Annotated in this window: 12 protein-coding genes; 4 read left to right on the top strand and 8 right to left on the bottom strand. The window is 53.1% G+C overall.

The window, feature by feature from the left end:
- Positions 1-203 precede the first annotated feature (203 nt).
- Positions 204-1,343: a mercuric transporter MerT family protein gene (locus ACN0YR_RS16045; protein WP_197442086.1), complete on the top strand. Its 1,140-nt coding sequence runs from the start codon at positions 204-206 to the stop codon at positions 1,341-1,343.
- Here ACN0YR_RS16045 and ACN0YR_RS16050 read toward each other — a convergent pair.
- The 8 genes from ACN0YR_RS16050 to ACN0YR_RS16085 form a co-directional block, all read right to left on the bottom strand.
- Positions 1,329-3,491, bottom strand: a complete 2,163-nt coding sequence (locus ACN0YR_RS16050; RefSeq protein WP_417850244.1) for a heavy metal translocating P-type ATPase — start codon at positions 3,489-3,491, stop codon at positions 1,329-1,331. The two genes, ACN0YR_RS16045 and ACN0YR_RS16050, sit on opposite strands and share 15 nt — an antisense overlap.
- Positions 3,492-3,500: 9 nt before the next feature.
- Positions 3,501-3,695: a hypothetical protein gene (locus ACN0YR_RS16055; protein ID WP_417850245.1), complete on the bottom strand. Its 195-nt coding sequence runs from the start codon at positions 3,693-3,695 to the stop codon at positions 3,501-3,503.
- Between the two features lie 60 nt (positions 3,696-3,755).
- Entirely contained in the window at positions 3,756-4,391 is a 636-nt protein-coding gene (locus ACN0YR_RS16060) for a cation diffusion facilitator family transporter (protein WP_417850246.1), read from the bottom strand.
- Positions 4,392-4,399: 8 nt separating this feature from the next.
- Complete coding sequence (locus tag ACN0YR_RS16065) at positions 4,400-5,647, bottom strand: cytochrome P450 (RefSeq protein ID WP_417850247.1); 1,248 nt, start codon at positions 5,645-5,647, stop codon at positions 4,400-4,402.
- Between the two features lie 7 nt (positions 5,648-5,654).
- Entirely contained in the window at positions 5,655-6,095 is a 441-nt protein-coding gene (locus tag ACN0YR_RS16070) for a thioredoxin family protein (RefSeq protein ID WP_417850248.1), read from the bottom strand.
- A gap of 259 nt (positions 6,096-6,354) precedes the next feature.
- Complete coding sequence (locus tag ACN0YR_RS16075; RefSeq protein WP_417850249.1) at positions 6,355-6,717, bottom strand: RND transporter; 363 nt, start codon at positions 6,715-6,717, stop codon at positions 6,355-6,357.
- Between the two features lie 30 nt (positions 6,718-6,747).
- Positions 6,748-9,990, bottom strand: a complete 3,243-nt coding sequence (locus ACN0YR_RS16080; RefSeq protein WP_417850250.1) for an efflux RND transporter permease subunit — start codon at positions 9,988-9,990, stop codon at positions 6,748-6,750.
- Between the two features lie 11 nt (positions 9,991-10,001).
- Complete coding sequence (locus tag ACN0YR_RS16085) at positions 10,002-11,666, bottom strand: efflux RND transporter periplasmic adaptor subunit (protein ID WP_417850327.1); 1,665 nt, start codon at positions 11,664-11,666, stop codon at positions 10,002-10,004.
- A 1,519-nt stretch (positions 11,667-13,185) separates the two neighbouring features.
- Between ACN0YR_RS16085 and ACN0YR_RS16090 the strand changes: the two genes are divergently transcribed.
- The 3 genes from ACN0YR_RS16090 to ACN0YR_RS16100 all read left to right on the top strand — a co-directional run bounded on the left by ACN0YR_RS16090 (position 13,186) and on the right by ACN0YR_RS16100 (position 17,254).
- On the top strand, positions 13,186-14,742 hold the full coding sequence (locus ACN0YR_RS16090) for a TolC family protein (protein ID WP_417850251.1): 1,557 nt from the start codon (positions 13,186-13,188) through the stop codon (positions 14,740-14,742).
- Positions 14,743-15,172: 430 nt separating this feature from the next.
- A complete protein-coding gene (locus ACN0YR_RS16095; protein ID WP_417850252.1) occupies positions 15,173-15,361 on the top strand; it encodes a hypothetical protein in 189 nt (62 codons plus the stop codon).
- 384 nt (positions 15,362-15,745) lie between these two features.
- Complete coding sequence (locus ACN0YR_RS16100) at positions 15,746-17,254, top strand: efflux RND transporter periplasmic adaptor subunit (RefSeq protein WP_417850253.1); 1,509 nt, start codon at positions 15,746-15,748, stop codon at positions 17,252-17,254.
- Positions 17,255-17,266 lie beyond the last annotated feature (12 nt).

The following is a 17,266-nucleotide window of genomic DNA, read 5'->3' on the forward strand; positions in this document are numbered from 1 at the left end:
CGCAACGCTGACTTTCTCAGGAAAAAGTCAAGAAATCGCGAATCCGGCTTGACCTTACACGTAAGTGCAACCTCGATAATACAGGAGAAATGTCCATGAAGCAATCAAGGTGAGCACGAACACGGAGTAACGATGTGATGAGCAAGCAGACCGAGACAACGAAGAGGGTTCAGTGTCCGTCCTGTGGACACAAGGCCAAACGAGTGAGCACATTGACGCTCGGCGCGTTGCTCGATGACGAGTTCGCCGAAAAGTTCACAGCAGACAGTCGATCCTGCTGTGCTACGGCAAGTGAAGATTGCGCATCCGTCAAAGATGACACTGGCTGGCGGTTTTGCCCATCGCAGGACTGCGACGTAGTGTACTTCGCTGAGGAAGAAGACACGCAGTTCACCGAGTCGCAACTGAAAGTTCCGGTCGGTGAGAAGGAGTCCAGCGGGGAGCGCGCCCTGTGCTACTGTTTCGGGCATTCGGTTGGCAGCATCAAAGAGGAACTTGGCGCGAAGGGCCGCTCCGACGCTCTGGAAGACATCCGGGCGAAGATGAAAGACCCCGGCTGTCACTGTGAGACTTCCAATCCGAGCGGTTCGTGCTGTCTGGGGAGTGTGACGAAAGGTATCCAAATCGCTCAGGAGGAAATACGGATGAATGACTTGAACGTGACGCCCACATCGACGGCGAAATCATCGACAGGCCGTGGCGAGAAAATCGCCAAGATCGGCACTGTCGTCTCGGCGATCATGGCCTCGGCCTGTTGCTGGCTACCGCTGCTTCTGCTGGCGGTTGGCGTGTCCGGGGCCGGGATCGCAGCCACGCTGGAAACGTATCGCCCACTATTCATGGTCGTGACGTTCGGATTTCTCGGCGCAGCGTTCTACTTCACCTACCGTCCCACGAAAGCTGTTGCCGAATCGGGACACGACTGCTGTACCACGGAAAGTGAAGTGGCGGACGACTGCTGTGCCACGACCGGTAAACGTCGCTTCAACATGATGTCGATGAACAAGGTCATGTTGTGGGTTGTGACGGTGCTGGCGGTCGCCTTCCTCTTCTTCCCCAGCTACGTCGGTGTGTTGTTTGGCACGAATGATGCCGCCGCCGTGACAGAGGATATGAACCGGGCTATGTTCCAGATTGAAGGCATGAGTTGTGAAGGCTGCGCGACGACGGTCGCTCAAGCGATCCGTCAGGTGCCCGGCGTCGTCGCCGTTGATGTCAACTACGAGAAGGGACAGGCGGTCGTCGGCGTGAAACCTGGCGACCCAATTCCCGAGCTCGCGATATTGGCTATCTTGAGTCATGCTGGTTATCGTGTACAGCCTGCGAACTCAGAGTCTCTTTGAGTAGGAACAAAGGATGCCTTGGGTTGACTTTAGAAGCCGCAGTCCATTGCCGATGACCAGCAGTGAGGCTCCCATGTCGGCTGCGATGGCGGCCCAGAGAGAGGCGAGTCCTGCGAACGTGAGGATGACGAACAGGACCTTGACCCCCAGTGAGAAGGCAATGTTCTGGCGGATGATCCTCAGCGTTCGTCGCGAGTGGTGAATCAGCCACGGTAGCTTCGACAAGTCGTCCGACATCAACGCAATATCGGCCGTTTCGATTGCCGCATCGCTTCCGGCGGCGCCCATTGCGAGCCCCAAGGATGCGCGGGCCAGCGCGGGAGCATCATTGACGCCGTCGCCGATCATCGCGACGAACTGGTACTGCTCGACGAGTCGCTCGACGGCGGAGACTTTGTCCTCGGGCAATAACTCTGCCTGAACTTCGTCGATTCCCGCCTCTTGTGCGATCGCTTGTGCAGTGCCTGCGTTGTCGCCGGTCAGCATTACGATCTGTTTCACGCCCGCTTCATGAAGTTGGTGAATCGCCTCACGAGTCTCTTCACGGATGGCATCGGCCAGGGTGATGAATCCGCAGACATGTTCATCATTGCCGACAACGACGACGGTGCGACCGGCTCCTTGCATCGCTTCCAGTTGATTGTGAACTTCGGGCGTTTCCTGACCGCGATCTTCCAGATAACGGTGTGAGCCAAGCCAATAAGGTTTTCCGTTGATCACGCCGGAAGCACCTTTTCCTTGAATGGTCGCGAATCGTTCCGCAGCTGGAATCGTCATGCCGCGCTGTTTTGTTTCTTCGACGATCGCTCTGGCCAGCGGATGATTGCTGTTCAGCTCCAATGCCCCGGCCCGAGTCAGCAGTTCCGTTTCGTCGTGTCCGTTCATCGGCACTACGTCTACCACAGTCGGTGCCCCCTGTGTCAGTGTGCCGGTCTTATCCATGGCGATGGCCTTCAGCTGGGCTGGCAGTTCGACGAATACGCCGCCCTTAATGAGAACACCGTTGCGAGCCGCTGCTGCGAGTGAAGCCACCACGCTCACCGGTGTTGAAATCACCAGTGCACACGGACAAGCAATTACCAGTAGCACCAGCGACCGGTACAGCCAGACCGCCCACTCCTCGCCGAATGCCAGAGGCGGAATCACCAGCATCAACAGAGCGACGATCATAACGGCAGGTGTATAGACCGCAGCAAACTTCTCAACCCACTTTTCCGAGGGAGCACGCTTGGAGCCGGCGTCACCGACCATCTTGATGATGCGAGCCAGCGTCGTATCGTCAGCCGCCTTCGTCGTTTCGATTTCCAGCAGGCCGTCGCCGTTGATTGTTCCCGCGAAGACTTCGTCACCGTTTTCTTTTTCAACAGGGACGCTCTCACCGGTGATCGGTGCTTGATTCACACTACTGGCTCCTTCGCTGACGAGACCATCCAACGGAATCTTCTCACCCGGTCGCACGATCACGGTTGAACCGACCGGCACTTCCTTCGGAGCGACATCGCTGACATGACCTGCTTCATCCCGCAGGTGAGCGGTCGGAGGTGACAAGTCCATCAGCGAAGCGATGGCCCGACGGGCACGCCCGACACTCCATGATTCCAGTAGCAGCGAAAACGAAAACAGGAATGCGACGGTCGCACCTTCGAACCATTCACCGATCAGCACGGCTCCGACGACGGCCACGGACATCAACAGATTCATATCCGGACGCAATGAAACAAGCGACCGCCATGCTTTCGGCAACACCATCAACAGGCCAGCGGCAATGCCGGTGCTGTACAACGCGATTGCCGTGACCGGCACAACTGCAGATTCACCAGCGACAAGTTGCACCACTAAACCCGCAAGTCCGCACACCCCACTGACAGCAGTCAGGACGAGCCGTTGATGGCGTTGCCAAAAGGAAAGATCATCTCGGCTCTGCGACTTATCTTGCCACGGCTCGGCCTTTAATCCGGTTCGCTCAATGGCCGAAAGGATGTCCGCCTCTGAGACTTCTGCGGGTCGCTCAACGACCAGCTTTCCGTTGAGAACATCAAATCCCAGCCGTTCTTCGCTACCCACCATCGGCAACAGTTCACGCTTGAGCAACGTGACTTCCTCAGCGCAATCCATTCCGCGTATTCGCAGTTGCATTTCTGATGACATGATCAATCCCTAGAGTCCTTGCCAGGCTGGTGTATGTCTGACCCACGGGCAGAGGACGAAGCCGAGGTAAAACAGTGCCAACAGAACCGCCGACGCGATCCATAGATTTCGGTCGGGCTTTTTGATGGTGACCAGCAGATAGTAAATGAAGAAGTACCAGACCACCGCTTCCATCAGTCCAAGGATAATGTGTTTCGGTTCCATATTTTTTCGGTCGATAAGGAGGTTATCGGAATTTGGACTTACATTGCCCGAATTGAACGCTCATGCTGGCTCATCGGTTTGTACTTTCCGCGCATCGCGACCAGCATTGAATGCCTCCCAGGCAACATAGGGCACGATTAGCAAGGCCGCCACTGGATCAGCCCACCACCAACCTTGCCATTGCACCAGCCCAATTCCAATCAGCACGACGATTGTCTGGTATTCGCAGATCATCGTGTCGATGGCATCGTACTTGAGCGTCGGCGAATCGGTCTTCTTGCCATAGTGGTACTTGCCCCACGCCAACAGCGGGTTGACGACGAGCGAGACCAGCAGGATGCCGATGCCCCACCATGACATCGACGCGGTTTCCTGGCTGATGAACTTGCTGATCGCTTCATAGAGAATGAAGATCACCGCGATTGAGAACGCGCCTGATAACACGCCCAGGGCAATCTTTTTCCGTTTGAGTACCTCTCGCTGGCTAATGCCTTTTTCTTCGCCGCGAAGACGCCAAATCATGAACGCCGCCGAGTTGCCTTCGACAATGCTATCAACTCCCCAACTGACCAACGCCGAACTTCCGGTTGCGAAACCGGCTGTTAGCGACACCACAATTTCGGCGATGTTGTAAAGCAAGCTCGCGACTTCAACGTAACGTCCCTTGCGAAGATGTTCTTTTCGTTCGTCGCTCATTAAATCCCCTACAGTAGCTCGACGTTTTTCATCACAAAGTGATCCACTGGAATTGCCGGTAGCCTGCCCACATCGATTTGCAAATTCTGTTCCGGCACCTCGTAATCGCACCGGTTCACGAGCACATCGGTTGCCACTTTCATCTGTTCCATGGCAATCCATTCTCCGGGGCAACGGTGATTTTCGTAGTGATCGCCTCCCCCTTGAGGAATCAACGTATAGGGGTTGCCATCCCAATCGTGGAAACGCTCGGGATCGAACTCGTCTGGTCGATCCCAGATTCGCGGATCATGGTTGGTGCCATAGAGGTCCAATAAGACTTTACGACCAGTGGGAAACGGATACCCTTGCCAGGCGAACGACTCTTTCACCTTTGCTGCAGCAAACGGAAAAAAGGGGTAATGTCGTCGGACTTCCTGCACAAAGCATTGAAAGTCGTCCGGCGTACCGTTCGTGAGTTGTTCTCGCGTCGCGGGATGCTCGTGCAAGGCGTGAGCACATTGAACGATGTAAACGGCAACTGCCACCGTTGGACGCAGGATGTTGTTCAGTTCGACCGCCGCAATTTGCGAATCGAGAAAGTTTCCCTCCAGATCACGATGATTGGAAACAACAAACGCGGCGGAGTCTTCGGGCGGCTGATACGCTCCGTCGCGAATTTGTTCGACGATTCCACGCAACCACGCTTCGTTTCGCTTGCGAGCCAACCGTGCCCACCAGTGCTTTGGACCGACGTTTCCAGCGTAGTCGAATAACGCCGCTAGCTCACTGGTCCGTCGGTCAACGTCGGCGGGATCAAGCGGCACGCCCGCCCACTGACAAACCGCTTCGGTCAAGATCTCTTGTGCCTGCCGGTAGAGCACCACCTGATCGATCCGCGACCATTCCAGCACTCGACGGATCCAGATGTCGCGGGCAAGCTGCGTCAGTCCGCCGATCTTATCTTCCGTCAGTAACGACATGAACATCATCTTGCGATGGCGATGGGCCTTACCATCCATGCCCTGAACGCCGCCGCGACCGAACAGCGTCTTAGAGATTCGCGAGGGTGCGACTCCGACACGCGAAAAACGTGTTGTATTGTAAAAGACCTTGGCAGCTTCTTCGCCTCGAATGCAGATGGTTTTCTGTAGCAGTAGCCGAGTTGCATAGGCGTCTGAATCGTGCTTGTCGCAACGTTTGGAGATAAAACGATAAGGATCGCGGGCGAGAGCGAGCGTGCTGTCGAAGGAGTTGTCAGATGGAAGCGTCTTCATGTTCTGCTCAATTGTTTCCTTCAAGGTGAAGCGCTGTCGATGTCGCTACGGCTTCAACTAACTCATCATGTGTCTTCATCCCAACGAGCCGCTGCACTTCTTTGCCATCGATGAAGATCAACAGCATCGGGTACTTGTCGATGTTGTATTTCTCTTTGATGAAAGGGTTTTCTTCGATGTTTAATTCACCAACCTTGGCTGTGCCATTGAGGTCCTCCGTCACGTCACGAATTGTGGGTTTCATCGCGATGCAGGGCTGGCACCACGGTGCCCACATGTCGACGAGAACCGGCACTTGACTTTCAATCACTTCCGTATGGAAGTTGGTATCCGTCAGATGGACAGGTTCAACGCTCCCCAAAGACTGCATGTCCTTTGGCGGCTGTCGATCACAACCAATCACGATAATTGCGAACGCACCCGTGAGTATCTTGAAGTCTAATTTCATATAGTATGTTTATAGTCTCGTCACTTTTTCGATCCACTCGTTCGGACGAACAAGGAACCGGTTCAATCGGTGTTCATCAAGGAGTTGGGGACGATTTAGTAGCCTGGAGACACCTCAATCGAACGACTGACACGCTAAAGACAGTCTTCGAATGATTGCACACTCAGCCGAGAATGTCAGCAACACAACGACACGTGCCATGTTGCCGACACCCGACCGATTCATTCAATTTCTCATCCCGTTGAGTTAAAATCACGTCCTACTCGGTAGGCTCCGGTGGTTTGTGACCGGTTTTCGCTTCATATTGGGCAATGAACTTCTCCGCCCGTTTCGGGCTGCAAATGAAGCATTGCGATTCTGGTCGATCATGCTCTTCACACCAGTCACCCGCTTCCTTAAATTCTGCGACCAGTGATTTGTCACAGCGAGCGCACTCACCTTCAGGCACTCCGTGCTCTACACACCAATAGCCACCATGGCTGTGATCCACTTCCGCAGTGGCGGCTGCCGAGGATTCATCAGGTTCGGAAGCAGTTTCGCTATTACTACATCCGGCCAGTCCAATCGCGGCCGTTGCCAGCAAACCCAGCGACAGACCACGCATACTCATCATCCAATTCATTTCGTTCTCCTTCGGCTCTGTGCCGAATTTCTAATTTGTGACCGTCATTGGTTCGGACCATTGCTGTGACTCTGGATTTGACGCAGAATCCAACTGCAGTCCGTCCTCCGGTTCGGTCGGTTCATCTGGTTCAAGACGATGACCATCATCGTCTCCTCCATCTTCATCGTGGCTCTCTGTGGGCAGATTGAAGACCACGTAAAGCACTCGTAATACGAGTAGGCTCATGATCATGGCGCTACACACACCACCGATCACGACCGTTGCCAGTGGTCGTTGCACTTCCGCGCCCATCCCCGTACTGAAGGCCATCGGCACGAAGCCGAGACTGGCCACCAAAGTCGTCATCAGGATCGGGCGTAATCTGGTCATCGCAGCCTCTTCAACGGCTTCATCCAGCGAACGACCACGCCTGCGCAGCTGTCGAATGGTTGAGACCAACAGCATGTCGTCGAGCACGGCTACACCGGACAGTGCGATGAAGCCCACCGCCGCTGAAATCGAAAACGGCATGTCACGAATCCAAAGTGCAAGCACTCCGCCGATCCAGGCAAACGGAACACCTGTAAAAACTCGCAATGAGTCGATCCAGTTGCGGTACGTCATGTAGAGCAATGCCATGATCATCATCAGGGCAATCGGCACGACTATAAGCAACCTTGTTTGTGCACGTTCGAGATTCTCGAATTGACCACCCCATTCCACGCGATAGCGTCCCGCGGGCAGCTGAACTTTCTCATCGATGACTCGCTGAGCCTCAGCGACAAAGCTGCCCAGGTCGCGACCACGAACGTTGGCTTCAATCGTGATGCGACGCTGATACCAGTCGCGTTTAATCGTGTTGAAACCTTCCACTCGCTCAATAGAAGTTAGACGCGAGAGCGGGATGCGTTGCCCAGACGGCGTGGCTACTAATATGTTGCCGATAGCTTCCGGGTTAGCTCGGGCTTCCTCTGGGAGTCGAATGACTAAAGGAAATCGCAGCTGTCCTTCATATACTTCGCTAACATGGTTGCTACCAAGAGAGCGAACAATATTCATGACCGAACGGGCGGAGACTCCGTAGCGGGCAATCTGATCCTGTTTGACTTGAATCTGAAGAACCGGCTGACCGGAAATCTGTTCGATCTTGACGTCTTCAGCACCATCGATTGAATTGAGGGCACGCTCAATCTCGACGGCCTTTTCGCTCATCAGTTCGAGGTCGTCACCATACAGAATCGCTGCGACATCTGATCGAACACCCGAAATCATTTCGTTCATTCGCATTTCAATCGGCTGCGACAACGCCAGGCGAGGACCGGGGAGGTCACGAAGTTCTCGCTGAACGAGAATGGTCAGTTCTTCTTGCGTCTCCGCTCGCGTCCACTGTTCACGCGGATGCAGGGTGATAAACAGGTCTGTCAATTCTGTGCCCATCGGGTCGGTCGCGACTTCCGCCGTACCGATCCGACTCCAAACCTGATTGACCTCGTCGGGGAACTTCTCCAGGAGAACTTGCTCCATGCGTGTGTTGTACCGCATCGATTCTTCCAACGGTGTCCCGGCGAGTCGAACCACGTTGAGTGTGATGGCTCCTTCTGAAAGCCGGGGCACGAACTCGCTGCCAAGGTTGGGCGCAACGAGACCGAACACACTGACCAGCAACAACAGAGCTGAACCGATAATGAATGCCTTGTGGTGCATCGTGAATCGCAGCACGGGAGCATATAGCCGTTTCAGCACCCGGATCAGGAGCGGCTCTTTCTCTGTGATGTTCTTCGGAAGAAAGATGCTTGCCAGGACAGGCATCAGAGTCAATGACAGCACCATCGATCCGGCAAGAGCCATAATTACCGTCAGCGCCATAGGGCGAAACAGCTTACCCTCGATGCCTTCGAGCGTGAGGATCGGCAGATAGACAATCATGATGATCAACTCGCCAAACATCGTGGGCTTACGCACTTCAATCGCTGCTTCACGAATGATTTCAAGACGACTCTTGCCGTCTCGATTGTGAGCCAAATGCCGCACACAGTTTTCGATCATCACCACCGAACTGTCGACGACCAGTCCGAAGTCAATTGCCCCCAAACTGAGCAAACTGGCGGCAATTCCAAATTTCAGCATTCCCGAGAACGCGAACAGCATGGACAACGGAATCGCCATAGCAACGATCAATCCGGCTCGGAGATTGCCAAGGAAAATGAAAAGAATGGCAATGACGAGCAAACCACCTTCGAATAAGTTTTTTTGTACAGTGTGAATGACATGGTCGATCAACTCAGTGCGGTCGTAGACTGTTTGAATCGCGACACCGGCAGGGAGACTTTCCTTGATCTGTTCGAGTTTCTCCTTGAGTGCCCATGTGACTTCATCACTATTCTCACCCATCAGCATGAAGCCGAGGCCGAGTACTGCTTCTCCTTGACCGTTAGCCGTAACGGCTCCGCGACGAATCTCGTGTCCGATCTCGATGGTCGCGACGTCGTGAAGATGCACTGGCACGCCATCTTTTGCCGTTACGATAATTTCTTCAATTTGTTCGATGCTCACGGTTCGACCGACGCCGTGAACGAGCAGCATCTCGCTGCCGTCGGTGACCGTCCCGCCCCCGACGTTCTCGTTGTTGGATTCAATGGCTTCACTGACCTGCTCGAACGTCAGTCCATATTTGAGTAGCAGGTCCGGGTCGATCCGCACCTGATACTGCTTCTCGTAACCACCCCAGCTGTTGACTTCCGCGACGCCTCGAACAGAACGCAATTGCGGTTTGATGACCCAGTCGTGAATGGTGCGGAGTTCAGTGAGTCGCTTGACCCGTTCCTCACGAGAGACTTGAGAAAGATCGACTCCTTCGTAGACCACCACGTAATGGAAGACCTCGCCGAGCCCCGTAGAAACCGGTCCCATCTGTGGTCGCTGAATCCCATCGGGCAGTTCGACCGTCGATAGTCGTTCGTTGATCAGTTGACGTGCAAAATAGATGTCAATGCCATCGTCAAAGATCAAGACCACCTGCGACAGTCCGAACTTCGAGATTGAACGGAGTTCGTGCAGTCCCGGCAAACCACTAATGGCTTGCTCGACAGGAAAAGTAATCTGCCGCTCAATCTCTTCAGATGCCAGTGATGGCGCGACTGTGTTAATCTGTATTTGAACCGGAGTCGTGTCCGGAAATGCGTCAATATCGAGCTGTTGGAGCGAGAAAACGCCGACGACAGCAAACAGCAACGCCGCCAGAATCACCAGCCCGCGGTGCTTGAGTGAAAAATCTATCAGCCAATTCAGCATCCTTGCTCTCCTTATTCAGCGACGCAGTCACAGCCTGCACCAAGATTGTTTTTCAGTAACTGTGCTTTCAACACATCGCTGCCCGCAGTCGCAATGACTTCGCCGGGCAACACACCGGAGAGAACTTCGGTGACATCACCGTTAATGGCTCCCAATCGGACGGAACGAACATGGAAGACTTTGTAGCTTTCTGGGCTGTCGAAATAGTTTTTATCACGCACGAAGACGACCTGACAGCAACCTTCCCAGTGCGATGATCCGGTCGGAATCACGATGGCATCGGATTCTTCGCGCAGGATGATTTCCCCCATGCCGAAGGTTTCGTTCCGCAGCTTTCCATCTGTGTTGGCGAGAATGGCGCGCACTCCCACCATCCGTGTTTCCTTGTCAACCGATGTGCTGACCCAGTCCAGTTTCCCCTCAACAACACGACGACTCCCGTCTGGAGTAAATCGGATCTGCTGCCCCACTTCGAGTTGATCCATATTCTCTAGCGGCACGCTCAGTTGCAGCCACATCTGCTGGGTGTCGGCGACTTGAAATAGAATTCGAGATGGATTGACGACCTCACCGGGGGTCACAGATCGTTGAACGACAATCCCGTTCATTGGTGAGAGAATCGGCAACAAATTCGTCGTGGCAGTTTCTAAGTTGATCTGGTTGCGTAACGATTCAGGGATTCCGAGCAAGCGAAGTTCGTTAAGTACCTGCTTCTCCGATAGCTCGCGCAGCCGATCTACATCGACCGGCAATCCCAGGTTGATCAGTGATTGTTCAGCACTGAGGACGTCGGCGTGTGCTTTGGCAAGGGCAGCTTCGGCATCAAGGATTCTCGAACCAGCAATCGCTCCACTTTTCCCAGCTTGCGACAACCGGATAACGTTTTGCCGCTGGAGTTTTTCTTCAGCGAGTGACCGCAACAACATTGTCTTCAAGTCACCCACTTCCACAGCATCGATGACCGCCAGTACTTCTCCTTCAGAAACTGGATCACCAATGTTTTTGGAAACGCTCCAAACGCTCCCCGGAACACGAGACGCCAGGCTGGCGAGTCGCGTTGGATCGTAGACAATTTCGCCGTTGCCGAAGATCGACTCAACAATCGACTGTCGCTCGATCAACTCGACATCAACTCCCGCCTGTTGCACTGCTTCGATCGATGCGAATTGAATCCGGGTCTTGTAGATGCCACAGCTGCTGTTGTTTTCTTTGCGAGGTGCGATCTCGAATGCTCGCGCTGCTCGTTGCAAGTCCGCAACAAGCTCCTCCTGAGAGGGCGGTTCCTTGATTTGGGATACGTCCGGGTGATCAAGTGTACAATTGTGGACGCCATGCTCGGCACACCAGCCATAGTCGGGACCTTTGGGCTTTAAGGTCGGATCACACGCAACGCAGATCGACTCCGGGACAGCATGTTCTTCACACCAGTCATCGACTGAGGTTTCTACTGGTCCCGTCAATGCAGCGAACTTGGGGATTCGCCAATCGTTGTGGTGTCCATAATAAAACACCGCTGCGAAGCCAATCAGAACTAGCGTCGGTCCTAAGCTGGAAACCACGAGTCTGGCGGTACGTCCGAAGACTCTCCGAGATCGCCCCTGAGGAGCCGATTCAACCGGTTTGTTATCGACTTTTTTTGGTGGAGAAGATGTGGCGTGCTTGGTCGTCACATCCATCATAGAATTGGACATTATAAATCTCCTGCTGGATAAGGTTCAAAGAAAGATCGTTTCCCAGTTTTTCGGTCGTTATTGCGACAAAACCAGCGACAGCAGAACGGTCGACTTATGAACGGGAAGATACAGTTGTCGACGCAACGAGAAACGCGTCTCAACGATGATCGAGTCCGTCAAAAAGCCAATGGTCGACTCGGAACGTGAAAAATCCGCAGTGATGACCAATTAATAGGACGGACTGCCAGCAGAGAGTTACACTGTCAGAGAGCTGAAGACGAGGCGCACCGACTGACCATTAAGGAGATCTGGTCGACCCTCGCGCCATCGGTAATGGATGGAAAACGGTTTCTCGACATCCACATCGTGCAATACGGCAGGAAGAAGTTCCGTCAACTGTTCATAAAAGACCACTACGTCTCGATGCTGAGACTCGTGCGTGCCCTTACAGATACAACTTGAATCACAAGGAACTGGGCAATTGCCTGGAGATTCGGAGGGTTCCGGATCAGAAACGTTTTCACAAGCCTGCGAGGAATTGTTCTGAGAGCAATTGCAACTGCTCTTTTCGACTTCTGCGCAAACCACATCACAACCCGCCGCACAAAAGATTGGGCAAAGCAAGACTCGAAAAACGAGAACTGTGATGAGTGAAAACTGAAACATTTGTAATCTTTAAGGGGGGCCGATATGCAACATCATTCATCGGACCAGGACGAAGTGTTAATTCAGTGTACCAGCGATAAAAGTACCAAACAAGAGAGAATTTTTGAATCAGACTCCTCCCATCTTCCAGTCATATCGAATTTCACACTCAACTCGGATCCTGCCTCTTGCAAACTGAGAGGAAGAGTTGTGACGACCCAAATAAAGTTTAGCGATTGCATCAGTTCTCCGGAAGCAAGGTTTTCTGAGCAAGTTGCTGATTGAACATGTCCGAAGAGTGATGATGAGGAATGTTCCACCAACTCCCAGACGTCTGGGGGCCAACTTCTCAACCTCAGTTTTCGTTTTGCATGGATGCAGATCGTGTCGATTCGTCAGTTCTTGCCTGTTCTTCTCATCGCCCTGCTGGCGTATCAGGCAGTGGTACCGTGTTGTTCGTGTATTCCACTTAAAACGACAAGTTTGATTGGTGCGACAGACTCATTTACGGTCCCATGCAGCTTCCACTGTTGTCACCATGTTCACTCTCAAACGGGTGTCAAAAGTGGGACACGGGATGGCGAGACCCCTGAAGCCCCTCACTGCCCTTTTTGCGATGATATCGCAGACGTTCACGTTTATTCTCGTGAACATATTCCGCTGCACAGTACCGATTGTGATGCGCACTCCCGTAATGTCATCGATGGAGTTGCACCACAGATAAGAATGACTCGAAACAACGAGTGTCGTTGCTTGCACAGGCTGGTGAGAGGTCCATTGGGAGTCAGGCTTCAGGTTTAGAATGACGTTCGCATGATTTCATCATTACTAAATCGAGACTTTCTTCCCAATACAATCCCTTTACAGGAGACCGGTCATGACCAAGTCACCGTATCGTCGTCGTATTCTTTCTATCGGACTTGTTCCCTTTGTGGGACTGGGATGTGCTTCGGCGCGAACTCAGGTCGCTCAAATAATCATGCCAGCTGAGACGACCTCCCAGGTTGTGGCTGCTGCAGATAAGCCAACTACGGAACGACCAACTCTCGAATTGGCCAGTCCGTCCATCAATTCTGTTGACGCCACACCAAGTTCGGCTGAGCAGATTGAGATTGAAGTTGTCAATCATCAGTCTGAGCTGAACCAAAAATCCAACTCTTCAGTGGAACCTGCCAAACTTCCTCCCGCACCACCCGCGAGTTCGATTCCAGAGCAGAAAGGATTGACTCTGCAAGCGTTGGAAGAGTTGGCGCTTCAAAACAATCCCTCGATCCAGCAAGCAAACGCTGTGGCAGCGAAAGCGTCTGGAATCCATTATCAAGTGGGGCGAAAGCCGAATCCTTCGATCGGCTACTTCGGGGAAGAGATTGGGAACGATGGAGCAGGCGGGCTGCATGGTGCATTTGTCTCACAAACCTTTGTCCGTGGCGACAAACTCGCCTGGAACGAACAGGTGATTGGCCATGATGTTGAGTCGATTCGATGGCAGACCGAAGCACAACGGCAGCGTGTCCGCACCGACATCCGCATTCAATTTTATGAAGCCCTCGCTGCCCAAAAGCGTTTGGAACTGGCCCGTGACTTCCGAGACATTGCAGAGAAAGGAGTGGAAGTTTCCCAACAGCGCGTGGATGCTCAGGTGGGAACTCGACCAGATGTCCTTCAATCGGAAATTCAGCAGAATGAAGTTGAGCTGATTATTCAGCAGGCGGAGTACGACTTTGAATCGGCCTGGAAGCAGTTGGCTGCCATCGCAGGGGTTCCTGGTATGGAAACTCCGACACTATCAGGAAAACTTCAACCGTCTGATTTGGAGCGAGAGGCCGATGCATTATACCAACAGATTGTCTCGCAGAGTCCGTTGATTTCCGCGGCACAGGCTCGTGTTCACCGCGCCCAGGCGAACATGCAGCGACAGAATGTCCAGGCAATCCCCAACATCAATGGTCAATTTGGAGTCGGACGAGATGACGGAACCGGTGACGCATTTGCCAATATCCAGTTGAGTTTGCCGATTCCTTACAACAACAAGAACACTGGGAACATCTCAGCAGCTCACGGCGAATACTGTGAAGCTACTCAGAACGTCCAGCGGCTCAAGATGCAGATTCGACAGAATTTAGCCATCGCATTGCGAGACTATCAAGTTGCTCAGGCGAACGTACAACGGTACCAATCAGCAATTCTGCCCAAAGCCCAGGAAACGCTGGACCTTGTTCAGGAAGCACAACTGGCGGGGGAGTTTGACTTCCTGCGAGTGCTGACAGCACGCCGGGCTTACTTCGACGCAAACCTCAATTACGTGAGGAGCCTGGGAAATCTCGCGACAGCGAACGCCAGAATCGAGGGTCTTCTGCTGACTGGTGGGCTTTCCAACACCGTTACCTATGATGGAGACGATGGTCTGCGTGGACAAGCGTTGAGTGGTCAATGAGTCTTGTAATGTGAGAGATCACGATAGGGTTTCGTCACCAGAGTGATCGTTATGATTACAATTCCCATCACAATGACGACGTATGTCGGAGGGAGCTTCGACTTCGCAAACCAAAAATGTACGGATTGCCTGTTCATTCTAGTCTTTTCACATGAGTCGATAATTTTTAGACACGAATGGCATCACAGTTGCTTTTGCTGATTTCTGAAATTCCTCTAGCTTTGTTCTTGAGAGACCGATAAAAATATAAATGAATTGGTTTGTCCGACTTGATGGACAGTTCATTGAAAGTTTGAGATTTGCATGTTCCGCAGCACAGTCATCTTATTGACCTCCGCAACAGTCATGTTTCATGCACTGTTGGGGTGTTGTGCGCACCATGGACACTCTCATTCTGCCTCAGAAAAAGTGACATCGTCAGTTCACAATCATGCCCGCGGTGACGACCATTCCTCAGGTCATTGCCATTCGCACAGTGATCATGAGGACGTTACCAGTGCTGGCGGCACAGTCCCTGCGACTCCGCAGCCTTGCGACGGTAATCATGAGGGCGAAGACGGACCGTGTGACGAAGCGGATTGCCAGTTTGTTTCCACTCTACGATCAGGTGAATGTCTGACATCGTTTTCCTTTTCAACACTTCTTGCCTTCGATGCAAGTTTGCCAACGACCGATGCTCTCGTTTCCCCTCTCAATTGGGAACGATTCGAGCAGTCAGTGCCCCTCGCCGCGACGCCCAGACCCCTGCATGCTTTGAAGCAGGTTTGGTTGCTCTAACAGCAGTGCGTCCGAAATTCAGAGATTTGCTCGTACCATCCTTGCGCTCGAAATGAGTGTTTGAAGAATGGTTGCTCGTGTCATTCGTTGACTGCAGCTCATCGCGCTCTCCCAATTTCTAATCTTGGACGCTTCTTCTACTTCCTACGCCGGACGTGCATCTTTGCGCGTTGGGACGAGGGTTGATTTCTGTTCGCTTTAAGTAGTTGAATCAAGGGTTCTGACGATGAAATCGCGCATTCCGCAACTCCCTGTCAAATGGATTTGGACGACGGTCGTCATCATGACGATCGGCGCCCTGGTACTCACTGTGAATCGCTGGTTGCCGGTCACCCAAGACTGGGTGAATCAGACAATTAGTACATTCCGTGGGGGAGGCACCTCTCATGGCGACGGAGACTCTCACAGCGAAGAAGATCCGCACGCAGGGCATGATCACGGTTCGCACGAAGGACATGACGAAGCCACATCATTAGAACTCTCTGCTCAGGCGCTTCGCAATGTGGGACTCGGACCCGAACAAATTCAACCGGTGAAACTGGAGACCTTCCGAAAGTCGATCACCGTTCCAGCTGTCATCGTCGAACAGCCAGGTCGAACGCGTATCCAGGTTGCAACTCCGATGACGGGCGTTGTCACGAAAGTCCATGCGTTGGAAGGCGAGGCTGTCAAACCGGGAACACTCCTGTTTCAGATTCGTTTGACACACGAAGACCTGGTGCAAGCCCAGACAGAGTTCCTGAAGACACTAGGAGAACTGGATGTCGAAGAACGAGAGATCAAGCGACTCGCCGATGTGACCAGTAGTGGTGCGGTCGCTGGCAAGGTTCTGCTGGATCGCCAGTATGCCAAGGACAAACTTTCGGCACTGCTCAGTGCTCAGCGCGAAGCCCTGAAGCTCCACGGGCTTTCTGAAGAACAGGTGAACCAGATAGCCGAAGAGCGACGTTTGTTGAGGGAACTGCAAATCTTTGCTCCTTCGCTCGAAGGGCATGACGATGTTGAACTGAAACTGACAAGAAATCTGGTGCAGCCTGTGTCGCTGTTTCAGGAGGAGAAAACTCAAAATCCCTCTGGAGATCGACATTTCGGGCCACTGATTCTACAGGATCTTGACGTCCATAAAGGCCAGTCAGTCACCTCTGGCGAGACGCTATGTGTCTTAACGGACTATGACGAACTTTTCATCGAGGGACTTGCGTTTGAACAAGACATTGCCAGCTTGCGACAGACGTCGGATCAAAACTGGAAGGTCGATGCAATTTTCCAGCGCCCCGGTTCAGAAACAGAGGTCGTCGAAGATTTGGAGATTGCCTACCTCGCCAATCAGGTCGATACCGACTCACGAACGCTGCATTTCTATGTGCGGTTGCCGAATGAGGTCGCCAAGGACAACCGTGTCTCGGGGAATCGCTACCTCGAGTGGAAATACCTCCCCGGCCAGCGCTTGCAGTTGCGTGTCCCGATTGAGGAAATGCCAGACAAAATTGTCCTGCCAGTCGATGCGGTTGCCCGGGAAGGTGCGGAATATTTCATATTTCAACAGAACGGAGATCACTTTGACCGAGTTCCGGTTCATCTGACGTACCGAGACCAATATTCGGCGGTCATTGCCAACGATGGCTCAATCTTTCCAGGTGATGTCGTCGCCCGACGCGGTGCCCATCAACTTCAAATGGCTCTTAAGAACAAAGCAGGCGGCGGAGTCGATCCTCATGCCGGGCATAATCACTAATTCGCACCGGCA

Source organism: Thalassoglobus sp. (assembly GCF_048270125.1).
In the GTDB taxonomy this organism is placed as follows: Bacteria; Planctomycetota; Planctomycetia; order Planctomycetales; family Planctomycetaceae; genus Thalassoglobus.